The 15,853-nt window shown below is 66.6% G+C and carries 12 protein-coding genes; 4 read left to right on the forward strand and 8 right to left on the reverse strand.

What is annotated here, in order from left to right:
- Nucleotides 1-68 precede the first annotated feature (68 nt).
- The 4 genes from AC1ZV1_RS22410 to recQ all read right to left on the reverse strand — a co-directional run bounded on the left by AC1ZV1_RS22410 (nt 69) and on the right by recQ (nt 4,967).
- Nucleotides 69-1,085 (reverse strand): DUF2804 domain-containing protein, encoded by a 1,017-nt coding sequence (locus tag AC1ZV1_RS22410; RefSeq protein ID WP_484293688.1) that lies wholly within the window; start codon nt 1,083-1,085, stop codon nt 69-71.
- A 97-nt stretch (nt 1,086-1,182) separates the two neighbouring features.
- Nucleotides 1,183-2,343, reverse strand: coding sequence for a GGDEF domain-containing protein (locus AC1ZV1_RS22415; RefSeq protein WP_484293689.1), 1,161 nt, complete (start codon nt 2,341-2,343; stop codon nt 1,183-1,185).
- A gap of 103 nt (nt 2,344-2,446) precedes the next feature.
- Nucleotides 2,447-2,719 carry a hypothetical protein gene (locus AC1ZV1_RS22420; RefSeq protein WP_484293690.1) on the reverse strand — a complete coding sequence of 91 codons (273 nt, stop codon included), beginning with the start codon at nt 2,717-2,719 and terminating at the stop codon, nt 2,447-2,449.
- A gap of 103 nt (nt 2,720-2,822) precedes the next feature.
- On the reverse strand, nt 2,823-4,967 hold the full coding sequence (gene recQ / locus AC1ZV1_RS22425; protein ID WP_484293691.1) for a DNA helicase RecQ: 2,145 nt from the start codon (nt 4,965-4,967) through the stop codon (nt 2,823-2,825).
- A 196-nt stretch (nt 4,968-5,163) separates the two neighbouring features.
- Here recQ and AC1ZV1_RS22430 point away from each other — a divergent pair, with 196 nt between their 5' ends.
- Nucleotides 5,164-5,751 (forward strand): UPF0149 family protein, encoded by a 588-nt coding sequence (locus tag AC1ZV1_RS22430; RefSeq protein ID WP_484293692.1) that lies wholly within the window; start codon nt 5,164-5,166, stop codon nt 5,749-5,751.
- Nucleotides 5,752-5,806: 55 nt separating this feature from the next.
- On the forward strand, nt 5,807-6,205 hold the full coding sequence (locus tag AC1ZV1_RS22435; protein ID WP_484293693.1) for a YbaN family protein: 399 nt from the start codon (nt 5,807-5,809) through the stop codon (nt 6,203-6,205).
- A 75-nt stretch (nt 6,206-6,280) separates the two neighbouring features.
- Here AC1ZV1_RS22435 and AC1ZV1_RS22440 read toward each other — a convergent pair whose 3' ends face one another.
- Genes AC1ZV1_RS22440 through AC1ZV1_RS22455 form a run of 4 tightly spaced genes read right to left on the reverse strand, consistent with a single transcriptional unit; the run spans nt 6,281 to nt 12,690 of the window.
- A complete protein-coding gene (locus AC1ZV1_RS22440) occupies nt 6,281-7,660 on the reverse strand; it encodes a heavy metal sensor histidine kinase (protein ID WP_484297607.1) in 1,380 nt (459 codons plus the stop codon).
- Nucleotides 7,661-7,692: 32 nt separating this feature from the next.
- The gene (locus tag AC1ZV1_RS22445; RefSeq protein ID WP_484293694.1) at nt 7,693-8,385 is read right to left on the reverse strand and encodes a heavy metal response regulator transcription factor; all 693 of its coding nucleotides are present in this window, start codon (nt 8,383-8,385) and stop codon (nt 7,693-7,695) included.
- A gap of 52 nt (nt 8,386-8,437) precedes the next feature.
- Nucleotides 8,438-11,548 carry a multidrug efflux RND transporter permease subunit gene (locus AC1ZV1_RS22450; protein ID WP_484293695.1) on the reverse strand — a complete coding sequence of 1,037 codons (3,111 nt, stop codon included), beginning with the start codon at nt 11,546-11,548 and terminating at the stop codon, nt 8,438-8,440.
- Nucleotides 11,545-12,690, reverse strand: coding sequence for an efflux RND transporter periplasmic adaptor subunit (locus tag AC1ZV1_RS22455; RefSeq protein WP_484293696.1), 1,146 nt, complete (start codon nt 12,688-12,690; stop codon nt 11,545-11,547). The genes AC1ZV1_RS22450 and AC1ZV1_RS22455 overlap by 4 nt, the downstream gene beginning before the upstream one ends.
- Before the next feature lie 207 nt (nt 12,691-12,897).
- On the opposite strand from AC1ZV1_RS22455, the gene lapG reads away from it, so the two are divergent.
- Both lapG and lapD read left to right on the forward strand, forming a co-directional pair.
- Entirely contained in the window at nt 12,898-13,599 is a 702-nt protein-coding gene (gene lapG / locus AC1ZV1_RS22460) for a cysteine protease LapG (RefSeq protein ID WP_484293697.1), read from the forward strand.
- Between the two features lie 12 nt (nt 13,600-13,611).
- Nucleotides 13,612-15,567 (forward strand): cyclic di-GMP receptor LapD, encoded by a 1,956-nt coding sequence (gene lapD, locus AC1ZV1_RS22465; RefSeq protein WP_484293698.1) that lies wholly within the window; start codon nt 13,612-13,614, stop codon nt 15,565-15,567.
- The last annotated feature ends 286 nt before the right edge of the window (nt 15,568-15,853 follow it).

Genomic DNA, 15,853 nt, shown 5'->3' on the forward strand with positions numbered 1-15,853 from the left:
TGACTAATTATTAGCCAGCTAATCAAGCCCGTACAATGACAGATTGTCGCAGGGTGTAAATCCCTGCTTCACCATTTCGCGTATTGGTCTTCGACGAATCCCCACAGGTTGTCGATGTGCACCTCCGGCTCTCCCGCCGGTCTCAGGACACCGCTGAAGCGCCCGAATATCTGTTTGAAGTTGCTTGCCAGTACACCGAGATTCAGGCGCTCCTGGTGCAGGCCGTGGGCCTCGAAATGCAGTTCGACCTGGCCGTCGTAGGAGCGGATGGTCCAGGGTTGCAGCGGATGGTCACGGTCGAACTCGAAGCGCACGGTGTCGACCTTCACCAGCTTGCCGTCGAGCCAGTAGCAGTTCTCGGTGAAGCTGGTCTCGTTGACGCCGCACGAGAGGTTCAGGCCCAGCCGCCGGCCCTGCGCCTCGCCGGACAGGCAGGCCCAGTTCCAGAAGGTCTCGCGGCGCATGTAACCGGCAGACCAGTCGTGGTGGGCGTAGGCATCCAGTGCCCGCAGGTCGTAGTTGCCCAGCGCGCTGCACACCTCGCCATGGCAGTGCACGCCCGCCACCTTCCGCGCGTAGACCCAACCGTTCACCGCCGTCGGCGTGCAGAGGCTCATGGGCTCGAACGCGGGCTGATCTTCGCTGAAATGCGCCTCGATGCGCGTGCCGTCGTCGAGCTCGACCAGCAGGCGCTTCTCGAAAGGCGAAGCGCGGTTTTCCAGGCGCAGCAGGTTGCGTCCCTGGCGCAGTTCGCAGACGCCGTCGTTGGGCGTCTGCGAGAAGTTTGCGCCCATGCCCAGCGGGCACTTGAACTGGCGCTCGATCATCCGCCCGCTCTCGGGGTGGTAGAGGTAGACGAAACCGATGGTGAGCAGGCTGACATCGGCCAGCGCACAGCCGCCGATCAGCGTCGGGCTGATCAGGCCGAAGTACTGGAACTGGTGGAAGCTGCGCCACTTGCTCAGCGCACCGAGGCGACGGCCCATGGGCGAGCGGAAGTCGAAGTCACGGTGGTTGATGGTCGCCGGGGTGCCGGAAAAGATGCCGTAGTGCGGTTGGCCGTTGGGCTGGATCAGCTGCTGCATGGGCGCGGGCTCGGTGGCAAGGTCCGACGCATGCTAGCACCGGGCCCGCGCACGCCGCAGTCACGCACGGCGCCAGCTCGGGGGACCGAATGGGCCATCAGGCAACCACCTGGTTGCGCCCGAATGCCTTGGCCTCGTACAGCGCGCGATCGGCATGTTCGTAGATGCTGCGCAGCGGGTTCCCGGTCTCCGGCCACAGACAGGAGACGCCAATGGAGAGCGTCACCTCGTCCGCTGTCAGCGACCCCTCATGGACGATACCCAGGGCCTGCACCGACTCACGCACTACCTCCGCGCGCTCCTTGGCTTCGCGCTCGCTGGCGCCGTAGAGCAGCACGGCAAATTCCTCGCCGCCCAGGCGCACGGCCATGTCCAGCGGACGCCGCGCACTGGCCGCCAGCACCTCGCCGATACGTTGCAGCACGCCGTCGCCGGCCTGATGCCCGTAGCGGTCGTTGTAGGCCTTGAAGTGATCGACGTCGCAAAGCAGCAGCGCCAGGCCGACGCTTTCACGCTGAGCCTGGCGCCACAGGCGTTCCAACTGGCGATTGAAACTGCGGCGGTTGTGCAGGCCGGTCAGGGCGTCGTGCTCGGCCATCACTTTCAGCAGGCGGCTGATCAGGAAGTGCTGGCGGGACTTGTAGTCCAGCAGGTAGCAGCCCACCCCACCGACCAGGTTGCCGAGCAGCAGGAACACCACGTTGCTGACCAGCGTCGGCAGCGGCAACCCTGCATACAACTCGAAACCTACGTAGACCAGCAGGATCACGGACGCACAACCCACCGCTTCGGCGAAGCGCAGGCCAATCAGGAAGTACGCGGCCATGCTGACCAGCAGCAGGCCTTCGTAGGGATAGCTCTGGTCCACGGTGTGCGCGATGCCCGCCACGGCCGCCGCGCCGATGCCGACACTGAGGATGCAGGCCAGGCTCAGCGGCACCAGCAGGTGGATATGCCGGCGCTGCAGGATCAGGCCGCCACAGACGGTCAGCAGCACCAGCACGCCGATGCGCACCGCGAGCATGTCCCAGTGTTCCGCTGTCCGGATGAGGAGAAAATCGATGGCCGCCAGCGCCAGCCAGATCAGCACGCCGATGGTCAGCGCGGTGAGCTTGAGATCGAAGCTGTCTTCCAGCAGGTAATGACGGTACTGGGTCTCGAGGTCGGGTTCGAAACGCAGGCGGCGAAAGCCCCGGGAGAGCTGTTCGGCATAGGCATTGGAACGGACGTCGTCCAGCCAGCTCTGTTGTTGTGGCATGTTCACCTCTTCTCGTGGAGGTCTAAGTGCCACCATAGCCGTTCGGGACGTGCGTCACAAGTTTGTCGTTTTGCCCCGTCACGAAAATGACGGATCACGGCACTCACCAGCGGTCGTCGCGGGAATTCCGGTAGCGATCGTGGCCGTAGTAGGAGTCATTGCAGTAGCGACGCTCGGAGCGGCTGCGATGCGTGCGGCAGTCGCGATCATCGTCGTCATCGTCCTTGGACATGATGACCAACCCCGCCACCAGCGCGACCGCGGCAACACCGATCAACGCATTCTTGCCGCCTTCGGTCAGCCCGCCTCCACTGGCGCACCCACTGAGTTGCCCTACGACCAGCAGCCCCGCCACTACCCGCAACCAACTCGACATCTCGCACTCCGCAAGTGATCCGTACTGCCGGATATGACTGGCGGGAAAGTGCGCCGTTGCTGGCACATTGATATTTCATCTGTAACGCCGTGTTTCGGCGCGATCAGACTTCCAGCTCGGCCAGCAGGGCGGCGCGCACGCAGTGCAGGACGCCCAGCGGAACACGGCCTTCGAACAGCTCGGCGATGGCGCTCACCGGCGGCAGCTCGCCGTCCTCGTCGAGGAAGGCGTCCTGGACTTCGCCGAGCAATTCCTCGGGCAGGTCCAGTGCCTGTTCCAGGGTCAGTTGCTGACGACCGATGGCTTCGGCCAGCAGGCTGTAGACGTTCTTCTCGCTGCAATCGAGCTGGCGGGCGATCTGCGCCGGCGTCATGCCGGCGCGGGCCAGGGTCACCAGTTCGTGGCGCAGGTCCGTGACCGGGGCCGGGGCGTCCGGCGCCTTGTCCGACTCGGTGAGTACATCGAGGAAGGCCTGGCCGTAGCGTTCCAGCTTGCGTGCGCCGACGCCGCTGACCTGGGCCATGGCGGACAGCGTGGTGGGCTGGCTGCGCAGCATTTCCAGCAGGGTCGCATCGGGGAAGATGACGTAGGGCGGCACCGAGTGCTCCTCGGCCAGCTTGCGCCGCAGGGTACGCAGGGCTTCCCACATCTCGCGCTCTTCCTGGCGCACCAGTTGGCTGGCCGGGCTGGAGCCCCCGGAGGCGGACGACTTGCTGCGCTGCGGCTTGGGATCGCGGCGCAGGGCCAGCGTCTCCTCGCCGCGCAGCAGCGGGCGGCAGGCTTCGGTGAGGCGCAGGCCGTTGAAGCCGTCGACGTCCACATCGGCGAAACCCCGGGCGACCAATTGGCGGAACAGCGTGCGCCATTCCTCCTCGGCACGGGACTTGCCGATGCCGAACACCGCCAGGTGCTGGTGGCCGACACTGCGCACCTTCTCGGTGTCCTTGCCCAGCAGCACGTCCACCAGATGACCGACGCCGTAGCGCTGCCCGCTGCGGTAGATGGCCGACAAGGCTTGGCGCGCGGGCTCGGTGGCATCCCAGGTTTCAACGCCATCGACACAGATGTCGCAGTGCCCGCAGGGGTTGGGCATCACCTCGTCGAAATAGGCCAGCAGCGCCTGGCGGCGGCAGCGGGTTTCCTCGCACAGCGCCAGCATGGCTTCGAGCTTGTGCCGCTCGACGCGCTTGTGGCGCTCGTCGCCCTCGGAGTTCTGCATCATCTGCCGCAGCAGCAACACGTCCTGCAGGCCGTAGGCCATCCAGGCATCGGCAGGCAGACCGTCACGGCCGGCGCGGCCGGTTTCCTGGTAGTACGCCTCCAGGCTCTTGGGCAGGTCCAGGTGCGCAACGAAGCGCACGTTGGGTTTGTCGATGCCCATGCCGAAGGCAATGGTCGCGACCATGATCAGCCCTTCCTCGTTGAGGAAGCGCTTCTGGTGATACGCGCGCAGGTCATTGGACAGACCGGCGTGGTACGGCAGCGCCGGGAAGCCTTGATTGGAGAGGAACTCGGCGACCTCCTCGACCTTCTTGCGCGACATGCAATAGACGATGCCCGCATCACCGCGACGCTCGGCAAGGAAGCCCAGCAGCTGCTTGCGCGGCTGCTCCTTGGGCACGATGCGGTAGAAGATGTTCGGCCGGTCGAAGCTGGAGAGGAACTGCTCAGCGTTCTGCAGGTGCAGGCGCTGGATCATCTCCTCGCGGGTACGCATGTCTGCCGTCGCAGTCAGGGCGATGCGCGGCACGTGCGGGAACAGCTCGGCGAGCTGGCCCAGTTGCAGGTATTCGGGACGGAAGTCGTGGCCCCATTGCGACACACAGTGCGCTTCGTCGATGGCGAACAGGCCGATCTCCAGGCGTTGCAGGAAGGCCAGCATGCGCGGCTGCACCAGGCGTTCCGGGGCGAGGTAGAGCAGCTTGATCTCGCCGCGCTGCAGGCGGTCGGCGATCTCGCGCTGGGCGTCAGGGCTCAGCGAGGAGTTCAGCGCTGCCACCGGCACGCCCAGTTCGTCCAGCGTGGCGACCTGGTCTTCCATCAGCGCGATCAGCGGCGAAACCACCACCGTCAGCCCTTCACGCAGCAGCGCCGGGACCTGGAAGCACAGCGACTTGCCGCCGCCGGTGGGCATCAGCACCAGCGCATCGCCGCCGCCGGCCACGCGCTCGATGATCCGCGCCTGATTGCCGCGGAAGGCGTCGTAACCGAAAACGTCTTTGAGGATGCGCAGGGCCTGATCGAGCATGGGGGACTCCGAATGAAGCCGCGCATTATACGCAAGCGATCCGCCCGCGGCCGGCACCTTGTCCGGGAAACTGCGGAAAAATCCGCCACATGCGTCCGGACCCCGCGCAGGCTCAGGCCGGACGGGCATTTGGCTTTTGCCGCGGGCCTGCGGAAAGACTACAATTCGGGACCGATCACCTCCGAGGTAGTACCCGATGTCCTTCGCCGACCAATTGTCCCGCCTGCAAGCCTTTCTCGATGCCGATGACCTGCACGAGGAAGCCTTGGACTACGTGGCGGCACACGGCTACCTGACCGCCCTGGCGATCTGCCCGGAGGACGTGCCGGAGCGCGAGTGGATCGACGCCCTGTTCGCCGAGCCGCCACACTACCGCAGCGAGGAAGAGCGCAGCGAGATCGAATCCACCCTGGTCCAGCTCAAGGCGCACATCATCCGCCAGATGGCCGGTGACGAGGAGCTGGAGCTGCCCTGCGAGCCCTACCTGGGCGACGAGCCCGACGACTCCGACATTCGCGGCTGGTGCATCGGCTTCATGGAAGGCGTGTTCCTGCGCGAGGCCATCTGGTTCGAGCAGGCCGAGGAAGAAGTCAGCGAGCTGCTGCTGCCGATCATGGTCGGTTCCGGCCTGTTCGACGAACAGCCCGAGTTCGACGAGATCGCCAGTGACCGCGGATTGGTGGACGACATGGTCGCGCAGATCCCCGAGCTGCTGACCAACCTGTTCCTGCTGTGCCAGGCGCCGGAAGAAAAGCCGGCCCTGCTCAAGCCCCGGACCCACTGATCCGCCGCCGGAGCCGCGCAACGCGGCTCCGGGTTCGCTTCGCGTCCGTCGATCGATGCCACGAGAAATCCGCCAGAGCCGCCACGCCTGGGTTCGCTACTGCCTGCTCGGCGTCGGCTGGCTCAGCGTGGCACTGGGCGTGATCGGCATCTTCCTGCCGGTCCTGCCCACCACGCCCTTCCTCCTGCTCGCCGCTGCCTGCTTCATGCGCAGCTCGCAGCGCTTCTACGACTGGCTGGTGAACCATCCGAAGCTGGGCCCGTGGATCCGCGACTACCTCGACGGCGAAGGCATTCCGCTCAAGGGCAAGGTCTACGCCATCGGCCTGATGTGGAGCAGCATCCTGATTTCCGGTTTCCTGGTGCAACGGCCCTGGGCCTGGGCGTTCATGCTGACCAGTGCCACGTTGGTGACGATCTATCTCGTTCGGATGAAGACGCGTCGGTTGGATTGAGTTCTCTGCCTGGGCAAGCACCCTCCCCCCAACCCTCTCCTTGAAGGGAGAGGGAAAACGCCCGGCACCGATCCCTCAGACTGGCACCACGTCTCCCACCATCTCATCCCCATCCTGGTGGCTCACCACCGCATCCACCGTAAACCCAAAGGTGTTGACGCCCCCCTCACTACGCACAAATACCGAGCCGCCGTGCATGCTCGCCACCGCCTTGACGATGGACAGCCCCAGGCCATGACTGCTCTGGCTGTTGGCACGAGCGACGTCCGCGCGATAGAAGCGCTCGAACAGCCGCGCGCGCTGCTCGGCGTTGATCGGCTCGCCGGGGTTGCTGACCTCCACCCGCGCCGCGCCGCGCTCACCACTCAGGCGCACCTCGATGCGACCGCCCGGAGCGGTATGCTGGGCGGCGTTGTACAGCAGGTTGGTCACCGCGCGCTGGAACAGGGCGCGCTCCACGCAGGCCCGCGCGTCACCACGCAGGTTCACCTGCACGCCCTGCTCGTCGAAGATCACCTCGAGGAAATCCAGGGTCGTCGCCACGTCAGCCGCCAGCGAGGTCTCCACCCGTTCGGCCGCCAGTCCGCCCTGGTCGACGCGGGCGAGGAACAGCATGTCGTTGACGATGGCGCGCAGACGCTCCAGCTCTTCGAGGTTGGATTGCAGGACTTCCTCGTAGTCCGACGCGCTGCGCTCGCGGGACAGCGCCACCTGGCTCTGGCCGATCAGGTTGGCCAGCGGTGTACGCAACTCGTGGGCGACATCGGCATTGAACGACTCCAGGCGCAGGTAGGCCTGCTCCAGGCGGTCCAGTGCTTCGTTGAGGGCGCCGGCCAGCGCCGACAGCTCCGTCGGCAGGCCTTCCAGGCGCAGGCGCTGAGACAACTGCTTCGGGCTGATCTGCCGCGCTTCGGCGGAAAGCTCGTGCACCGGTCGCAGGCCCACCCGGGCGATCCAGTGCCCGCATAGCGTCGCCAGCGCGATACCCAGCGCGGAGAGCACGAACAGCGTGATCAGCGTGGCATGCCGCGCTTGCTGGAAGGCCACGCTGTCGATCGCCGCCAGCAGCACCAGGGCCGGGCGCCCACCGCTGGCCGGCAGCACGCCGACGCGGGCGCTGAGCAGCGAATCGTGCTCGGGCAGTTCCAGTTCGGCGTAACCATTGCCGCTGCCAAGCATCCGCCGCACCGTGTCGTTGGGTTGGCCATAGCGGAAGCGCGAGTCGTCACTGTCGATCCAGAAACGGATCAGCTGATACTCCTGGCTCAGGGTGTTGAGCTTGAGCTGCATGTGCGGCCAGCGCTCGGCAAGGTCGGGCTTGTCGAGCATGCGCGCGACCATGTTGAAGCGGGTGTCCAGCTCCGAGCGCTGCAGGCGCTCGATCTGCCCGTCCAGCACGCAGTAGAGGGCCGAGCCGATGAGCAGGAAGATGCCCAGCGCGGCGACAGCGAACATGCCGGCCAGGCGCGTGGAAAGCGACAGCCCTCTCACGCTCCGAGCTCCTGGGCAGCGCGGCTTTCCAGCACGTAGCCCATGCCGCGGATGGTGTGCAGCAGCTTGGTATCGAAGGGCCCGTCGAGCTTGGCGCGCAGGCGTTTGATGGCGACCTCGACAACGTTGGTGTCGGTGTCGAAATTGATGTCCCAGACCAGCTCGGCGATGGCCGTCTTGGAAAGGATTTCCCCGCTACGCTGGGCCAGCACGCAGAGCAGCGAATACTCCTTGGCGGTCAGCTCCAGCCGCGTCCCGCCTCGCTGTACGCGGCGGCTGACCAGGTCGATGGCCAGGTCGGCGATGCGCATCTGCGTCGCGCTTTCCAGGTGCGCGCCACGGCGGGTCAGGGCCTGCAGGCGCGCCACCAGTTCGAGGAAGGAGAACGGCTTGATCAGGTAGTCATCGGCGCCTTCGCGCAAGCCACGCACGCGGTCTTCGACCCGCTCGCGGGCGGTCAGCATGATCACCGGGGTCTGCCGTTGCTCGCGCAGGGCACGCAAAACGCCGTAGCCGTCGATGCCGGGGAGCATCACGTCGAGGACAATGACGTCGTATTCGCCGTTGAGCGCCAGGTGCCGGCCATCGATGCCATTACTGGCGACATCCACGGTGAAGCCCTGCTCGCTCAGCCCGCGCTGCAGGTAGTCGGCGGTCTTGCTCTCGTCTTCGACAATCAGTACGCGCATGCCAGCCCTCCGTTCGTGACGCCCGCCAACCGGCATGCTACCCAGCCGCTTCTCATACCGCACCTCCCACGGCAGCCGGGGCCACCTGCTGGCGATGAAACAGCCGGTCCAGCGCCAGGTACACCACTGGTGTACTGAACAGGGTCAGCGCCTGGCTGACGATCAGCCCACCGACCACAGCCACGCCCAGCGGCTGGCGCAGCTCCGAGCCGGTGCCGAAGCCGATCATCAGCGGAATCGCGCCCAGCAGCGCGGCCAGCGTGGTCATCATGATCGGCCGGAAGCGCGCCAGGCATGCCTCGCGGATCGCGTCATGGGGCGACAGCCCGCGCTGGCGTTGCGCCGCCAGGGCGAAGTCGACCATCAGGATGCCGTTCTTCTTGACGATGCCGATCAGCAGCACCAGGCCGATCAATGCCATCACCGAGAACTCCAGCCCCCAGCCCCAGAGCAGGAACACCGCGCCAATACCCGCAGAAGGCAATGTGGAAAGGATGGTCAGCGGGTGCACGAAACTCTCGTAGAGCACGCCGAGGATCACGTAGACCGCGAACAGCGCCGCGAGGATCAGCAACGGCTGGCTCGCCAGGGAACTCTGGAAGGCTGCCGCAGCGCCCTGGAACTCGCCGCTGATGCTCGATGGCATGCCGATCTCCTCCTGGGCGCGCTGCACCAGGCCCACCGCATCGCCCAGGGCCACGCCCGGCGACAGGTTGAAGGACAGCGTCACCGCCGGGAACATGCCGTTGTGGTTGATCTGCAGCGGCCCCGACCTGGCCGGCGTGATCCGCGCCACCGCAGCCAGCGGCACCATCTCGCCGCTCAGCGGCGAGCGCAGGTGGAACCACGCCAGGCTTTCCGCCCGGCCACGTTGCCGCGAGTCCAGTTCGAGGATGACCTTGTACTGGTTGACCTCGGTCTGGAATTCGCCGACCTGGCGCTGGCCGAAGGCGTCGTAGAGGGTCTGGCTGACGTCCTCGGCGGACAGCCCGAAGCGCGCCGCCGCCACCCGGTCGATGTCCAGCGAGGTGACGCTGGCGCCCATCTGCAGGTCGTTGGACACGTCCTGCAGGCCGCCCTCCTCCTTCAGCCGCTGGGTCAGGCGATCCGCCCACTGTGCCAGTGCCGCGCTGTCGTTGCTGCGCAGGGCGTACTGGTACTGGGTGCGCACCGGCCCGGTGGCGAGGTTGATGTCCTGCGCCGAACGCAGGTAGAGGACGATGCCCGGCACCTTGGCCAGCTTGGGCCGGATGCGGTTGATGAACTCGTCCACCGAGACGTCGCGGTCGCCACGGTCCTTGAGCACGATCCAGAAGCGCCCGTTGGCCAGGCTCTGGCTGCCGCCGGTAATGCCAATGGCATGGTTGTAGCTCTGCACCGCCGGATCGGCGGCGACGATGTCGGCGAGCTGCTTGTGCTTCTGGGCCATGTCGGCATAGGAGATGTCCTCGGCGGCCTGCGTCGTGCCGAAGACGAAGGCCGTGTCCTGGGACGGGAAGAAGCCCTTGGGAATGCCGACGTAGCCGCCCACCGCGATGGCCACGCAGACCACGAAGCCGACGAGCACGCTGCGCTGGTGATGCAGCGACCAGTCCAGGCCCTTCGCGTAGCGCGCCAGCAGCCACTCCGATATTCCGCCCTGATCGTGCCCATGTCCGTTCTTATGATGATGGGGCGCACCCATGAAGCGCGAGGCGAGCATCGGCGCAATGGTCAGCGAGGCGACCACCGAAATCAGGATGGCCGCCGTGACGCTGACCGCAAATTCGCGGAACAGCCGCCCGACGATGCCGCCCATGAACAGCAGCGGGATGAACGCGGCGATCAGCGAGAAGCTGATCGATACCACCGTGAAGCTGATCTCCGCAGCGCCGGCCAGCGCTGCCTGCACCCGGTCCTTGCCCTGCTCCAGGTGGCGGTGGATGTTCTCCACCACCACGATGGCGTCGTCGACGATGAAGCCCACGGCGATGATCAGCGCCACCAGCGTCAGGTTGTTCAGGGTAAAGCCCAGCACGTACATGGCGGCGAAGCTGGCACTGAGCGAGACCGCCAGCACCGTGGCGACGATCAGGGTCGCCGACAGCTGGCGCAGGAACAGGCCCATCACCAGCACCACCAGGCCCATCGTCAGCAGCAGGGTCAGCTCCACCTCATGCAGCGAGGCGCGGATGGTGCGGGTGCGGTCGTTGAGCACTTCGACCTCGACCCCCGCGGGCAGCATGTCGCGCAGGCGCGGCAGCTCCGCCTGGATCGCGTCGGAGGTCTCGACGATGTTCGCGCCGGGCTGGCGCAGGATGACCAGCGCCACGCCAGGGCGGCCGTCCGGCCAGGCCTGCACATAGTCGTCTTCCGGCGCCTTCACCACCTTCGCGAGATCGCGCAGGAACACCGGCGCCCCTGCGCGGTAGGCCACGACGAGGTCGCCGTATTCGCTGGGGCTGAACAACTGATCGTTGGCCGCCAGGGTAGAGACGCGACCGTCGCCGAACAACGCGCCCTTGGCCTGGTTGATGCTCGCCGACTGCAGCGACTGGCGCAGGTCGGCCAGGGTCAGTCGGTAGGCGGCGAGCTTCTCCGGCTGCGCCTGGATGCGGATCGCCGGGCGCTGCTGGCCGACCACGAAGATCTGCCCGACCCCGCTGATCTGGCTGAGCTGGCGTGACAGCAGCACTTCGGCGAGGTCGCTCAACTCGATCAGCGGCATCAATTCGGAGTTCACCCGGACGATCATGATCGGGCTGTCCGCCGGGTTGATCTTGCGCCAGGTCGGCAGGTTCGGCATGTCCGCCGGCAAGCGCCCAGCGGCAGCGTTGATCGCGGCGGTGACCTCCTGGGCGGCGACGTCGATGTTCTTTTCCAGGTCGAATTGCAGCGTCAGGGTGGTCGATCCCAGCGCACTGGTGGAGAGCATCTGGGTGATGCCGGGAATGGCGCTGAACTGCACTTCCAGCGGTGTCGCCACCGAGGACGCCATGGTTTCCGGGCTGCCGCCTGGCAGCAGCGCCTGTACCTGGATGGTGGGGAAATCCACCTGCGGCAGCGGCGCCACGCCAAGGCGGAAGAACGCCAGCAGACCGAGCAGCAGCGAGGCGACGGTCAGCAGGCAAGTGGCGATGGGATGGCGCACGCACCAGCCGGACATGCCGGCGCGCACACTCATGGCTCGCTCCGGCGGGCGAGTGTCTGCACGTCACCTTGCACGTCGACAGCCGCGCCGGGCGTCAGGCGCGAGTGGCCATCGAGCACCACTTCATCGTCCGCTGCGAGGCCTTCGACCAGAGTGCGGCCATCCACTTCCTGGACGATGCGCACCGGCACCTTCTGCGCCCTGCCGTCCTCGACGCGGAACACGAAGGCACCGTCCAGGCCACGGCGCACCGCGCGGCTATCGAGCACCAGGCCGTTGTGCAACACGCTGGACTGCAGGTCGATGGCGACGAACTGGCCCGGCCAGAGTTTGCCATCCTTGTTATCGAACACCGCACGCACGCGGATGGTGCCGGTGCTGCTGGCGACCTGGTTGTCGATGCTGCGCAAGTGGCCTTCGCCCAGCAGTTGGCCGCCGTCGCGACTGCGCGCGACCACCGGGGAATCGCCATTCATCAGCGGTTGCAGCTGCGGCAGACGTTCCTGCGGCAGGGCGAAGACCACGGAGGTCGGTGACATCTGTGTCACGGTGAACAGGCCGTTGCTGTCGTTGGTGCGCAGCAGGTTGCCGACGTCGACGTTGCGGATGCCGACGCGACCGGCCACCGGCGAGGTGATGCGGGTGTAGGACAGGCGCACGCGCTCGGCGTCGATGGTGGCCTGGTTGCCGCGCAGGGTGGCGCGCAGGCGGGCCGCCTCGGCTTCGGTCTGCTCCAGGGTCTGGCGGGAAATCGAGCCGCGCTGGCTCAGCGTCTGGTAGCGCACCAGGTCCTGTTCGACGAGGCGCAGTTGCGCCTGGTTGCTCTGCCTGGTCGCCTCGGCCTGCTCCAGCGCGGCGTTGATGGCGCGGTCGTCGATGGTCGCCAGCAACTCGCCCTGCCTGACCATCTGCCCCTCCTCCACCAGCAACGCGGTGAGCTGGCCTTCTACCTGCGGGCGGACCAGCACGCTGTGCAGCGACGTGACGGTGCCGACGCCGTCGATGTTCTGCGTCAGGTCCTCGCGGGCCACGCGCGCCAGGGTCACCGGCACACCCGCTGGCTGGGCCGCCGCCTGCGGGGCCTCGTGCCGGCCGGCAAAACCCCAGATGCCCGCCACCAGCCCTGTCGATCCCAACAAGATGGCCGCCAGCCAAACCCGCCGTTGCCCCTGCATTCCGCTCTCCTGCGTCTGGTTCGGCCACAGCGGCCGCATCCTGGGTTATAAGCCAGCCCTCGGGACCGGACGCTGACCCTTACATGACAATCCTGTCAGTTTCGCCTGAAAGGCCCGTACGACGAGGCCTTGCGCTCACTGGCGATACGCCAGGGCAAGTTTTCGAAGACCGCCTAGACTCCACACATCCCACATGGAGCGCTGGCGATGCAGCCACCCCGAGGAGCCCCCCGGCTGTTCGCCAGCCCGCTGCGTCTGCGGGCCGGCGCGCTGCTGCTCGCGCTCCTCGCACTGACCGCCGGCGCCGCCTGGAACTTCGACACCATCCTGAAGAATGCCGAACAACGCTACAGCGATCTCGGCGCCGGCAAGACCCGTATCGAATCCTGGGGCCGGCTGATCGACGACAGCGAGAACCTTGACGAGAGCGCCAAGCTCAAGGCGGTCAATGCTTTCTTCAACGGCGCCATCGTCTTCACCGATGACCGCACCGTCTGGCACCAGGACGACTACTGGGCAACGCCCGTGGAAGCCCTCTACAAGGGCGCCGGCGATTGCGAGGACTACGCCATCGCCAAGTACGTCACCCTGCGCCGGCTGGGCGTCGCCAGCGACAAGCTGCGCATCACTTACGTCAAGGCCCTGGTGCAGAACCAGGCGCACATGGTGCTCACCTACTACGCCACCCCCACTGCCGAGCCGCTGGTGCTGGACAACCTGATCCCGCAGATCAAGCCCGCCTCCCAGCGCAAGGACCTCCTGCCCGTCTACGCCTTCAACGCCGAGGGGCTGTGGCTGCCCGGCCCCAACGGCGGCAAGCGCACCGGCGACAGCAAGAAGCTGTCGCGCTGGCAGGACCTGTTGACCAAGATGCGCGCCGAGGGCCTGGACCTCGACGAGACGCGATAGGAGAACCCCGGCATGTCATTGCTCAAGCAACTGTTCCTGGCGATCTGCCTGTTCCTCGTGGTGGCCTTCGCCGGCAGCTTCGCCGCCAGCCTGGAAAGCTCCCGCGAGCAGCTGATCGGCCAGTTGCGCTCCCATGCCCAGGACGCCGCCACCGCGCTGGGCCTGTCGCTCACCCCGCACGTGGACGATCCGGCGATGATCGAGCTGATGGTCAGCTCGATCTTCGATTCCGGCTACTTCGCCACCATCCGGGTGGTGAGCATCCCCGAGGGCAAGGTGATCGTCGAACGCGACAGCGACACGCAGAACCAGCAGGTGCCGGCCTGGTTCGCCAAACTGGTCAACCTCAAGGCCCAGGGCGGCGACGCGCTGATCATGCGCGGCTGGGAGCAGGCCGCGCGGGTCGAAGTGGTCAGCCATCCGCAGTTCGCCCTGGCCAAGCTGTGGGACGGCGCCCTCGGCAGCCTCGCCTGGCTGCTGGCCTGCGGGCTGGTCAGCGCGATCCTCGGCGGCTGGCTGCTGCGCACCCAGCTCAAGCCGCTGGACCAGATGGTCCAGCAGGCCCACGCCATCACCCGCCGCGAATTCCTCACCCTGCCCAAGGAGCCACGCACGCCGGAACTCAAGCGTGTGGTACAGGCGATGAACCAGATGGTGGACAAGCTCAAGGCACTGTTCGCCGAGGAGGCCACCCGCAGCGAAAAGCTGCGCGAAGAGGCCTACCAGGACAGCCTCTCGGGCCTGGCCAACCGCCGCCTGTTCGACGCACGGCTGGATGCGCAGCTGTCCCCCAGCGAACAGAACGCTGCGGGCTACCTGTTGCTGCTGCGCCTGAACGACCTGGCCGGGCTCAACCAGCGCCTGGGCGGACAGCGCACCGACGCGCTGATCCGCGACGTGGCCGAACTGCTGGAACGTGAGCGGGAGACTCACGGCACGCCGGACTGGCTGGCCGCGCGCAGCCGAGGCGGTGAGTTCACCCTGCTCGCCCCCGGCGTCGACAGCGCCAGCGCAGAACGGCTGGCCGATCAGCTCAGCGCCGCCCTGGAGAACCTGCGCGGTACCGGCGCCAGCGACTGCACGCCGGTGGCGCACCTTGGCCTGGCGGCCTTCCGCCCCGGAGAATCTGCAGCCAGCGTGCTGTCCCGCGCGGACCAGGCACTGGCGCAATCGCAGTCCTCGCCGGACCGCCCCTGGCAGCGCCTGGACAGCTCCGGCGGCCAGCCCGCGCAGGACTCCCGCGCCTGGCGCGAATGGCTCGACGACGCCCTGCAGAAGGGCAAGCTGCAGCTGTGGTTCCAACCCGTGCGCGCCTGCGCCGAGAGCGGCGAGCTGCTGCACCAGAAGGTCCTCGCGCGGCTGCTCGATCCCAAGGGCGACGCCGTCGCAGCCGGGCAGTTCCTGCCCTGGATCGAGCGCTTCGGCTGGTCCGCACGCTTCGACCTGGCGATGCTCGAACACGCCCTCGCCCACCTCGCCGAGCAACCGGCACCGCTGGCCCTGTCGCTGTCGGCGGAAACCGTGCGCAGCGCCGAGCCCCTGCGCCAGCTGTTCGAGATCCTCCGCGCACACCCGCAGGAAGCGCAACTGATGACCCTGGAAGTGGACGAACGCTACCTGCCGCCGCCCGCCGAACTGGAAAAACTCGCCCAGTCGGTGCAGGAGATCGGCGCCAAGCTGGGTCTGCAGCACTTCGGCGGACGCTTCAGCCTGATCGGCAACCTGACCCGCCTCGGTCTTGCGTACCTGAAGATCGACGGCAGCTACATCCGCGCCATCGACCAGGACAACGACAAGCGCCTGTTCATCGAGGCCATGTACCGCGCCTCCAACAGCATCGACCTGCCGCTGATCGCGGAGATGGTCGAGACCGAGGGCGAGTTGCAGGTGCTGCGCGAGATGGGGATTGCCGGTGCGATGGGGCGGCTGGTCGGGGCACCGAAACCTTCGCAGAGGAATGGGGAGTAGATCAACAGATTGCGGGCGTGGCCCACGGCTTCACGTCAGCTCCAGCGCCTCAGTTTGCGTAGGAGCGGACTTTGTCCGCGATGTGTTTGCTTCAGATTGGATGTTTCTGCGCCGCTTCGACGTGCGCGCAAGCTTTTTGTTTCGCCCCCTCGGGCGAGTCCCTTTTGTCAAACGCCACAAAAGGAACCAAAAAGTCTTGCCCCGGACATCCGGTTTTTCGCTTGGGGCGAAAAATTCCCTCGTTGAATCGAAGTTTCAGGGGCACGCTGCGAAGGGCCATCCCTGG

Source organism: Pseudomonas sp. BB438, assembly GCF_057180225.1.

Coding starts and splice junctions, on each gene's coding strand:
- AC1ZV1_RS22410 (WP_484293688.1), bottom strand. CDS start 1,085: ATGCAGCAGCTGATCCAGCCCAACGGCCAACCGCACTACGGCATCTTT.
- AC1ZV1_RS22415 (WP_484293689.1), bottom strand. CDS start 2,343: ATGCCACAACAACAGAGCTGGCTGGACGACGTCCGTTCCAATGCCTAT.
- AC1ZV1_RS22420 (WP_484293690.1), bottom strand. CDS start 2,719: ATGTCGAGTTGGTTGCGGGTAGTGGCGGGGCTGCTGGTCGTAGGGCAA.
- recQ (WP_484293691.1), bottom strand. CDS start 4,967: ATGCTCGATCAGGCCCTGCGCATCCTCAAAGACGTTTTCGGTTACGAC.
- AC1ZV1_RS22430 (WP_484293692.1), top strand. CDS start 5,164: ATGTCCTTCGCCGACCAATTGTCCCGCCTGCAAGCCTTTCTCGATGCC.
- AC1ZV1_RS22435 (WP_484293693.1), top strand. CDS start 5,807: ATGCCACGAGAAATCCGCCAGAGCCGCCACGCCTGGGTTCGCTACTGC.
- AC1ZV1_RS22440 (WP_484297607.1), bottom strand. CDS start 7,660: ATGTTCGCTGTCGCCGCGCTGGGCATCTTCCTGCTCATCGGCTCGGCC.
- AC1ZV1_RS22445 (WP_484293694.1), bottom strand. CDS start 8,385: ATGCGCGTACTGATTGTCGAAGACGAGAGCAAGACCGCCGACTACCTG.
- AC1ZV1_RS22450 (WP_484293695.1), bottom strand. CDS start 11,548: ATGAGTGTGCGCGCCGGCATGTCCGGCTGGTGCGTGCGCCATCCCATC.
- AC1ZV1_RS22455 (WP_484293696.1), bottom strand. CDS start 12,690: ATGCAGGGGCAACGGCGGGTTTGGCTGGCGGCCATCTTGTTGGGATCG.
- lapG (WP_484293697.1), top strand. CDS start 12,898: ATGCAGCCACCCCGAGGAGCCCCCCGGCTGTTCGCCAGCCCGCTGCGT.
- lapD (WP_484293698.1), top strand. CDS start 13,612: ATGTCATTGCTCAAGCAACTGTTCCTGGCGATCTGCCTGTTCCTCGTG.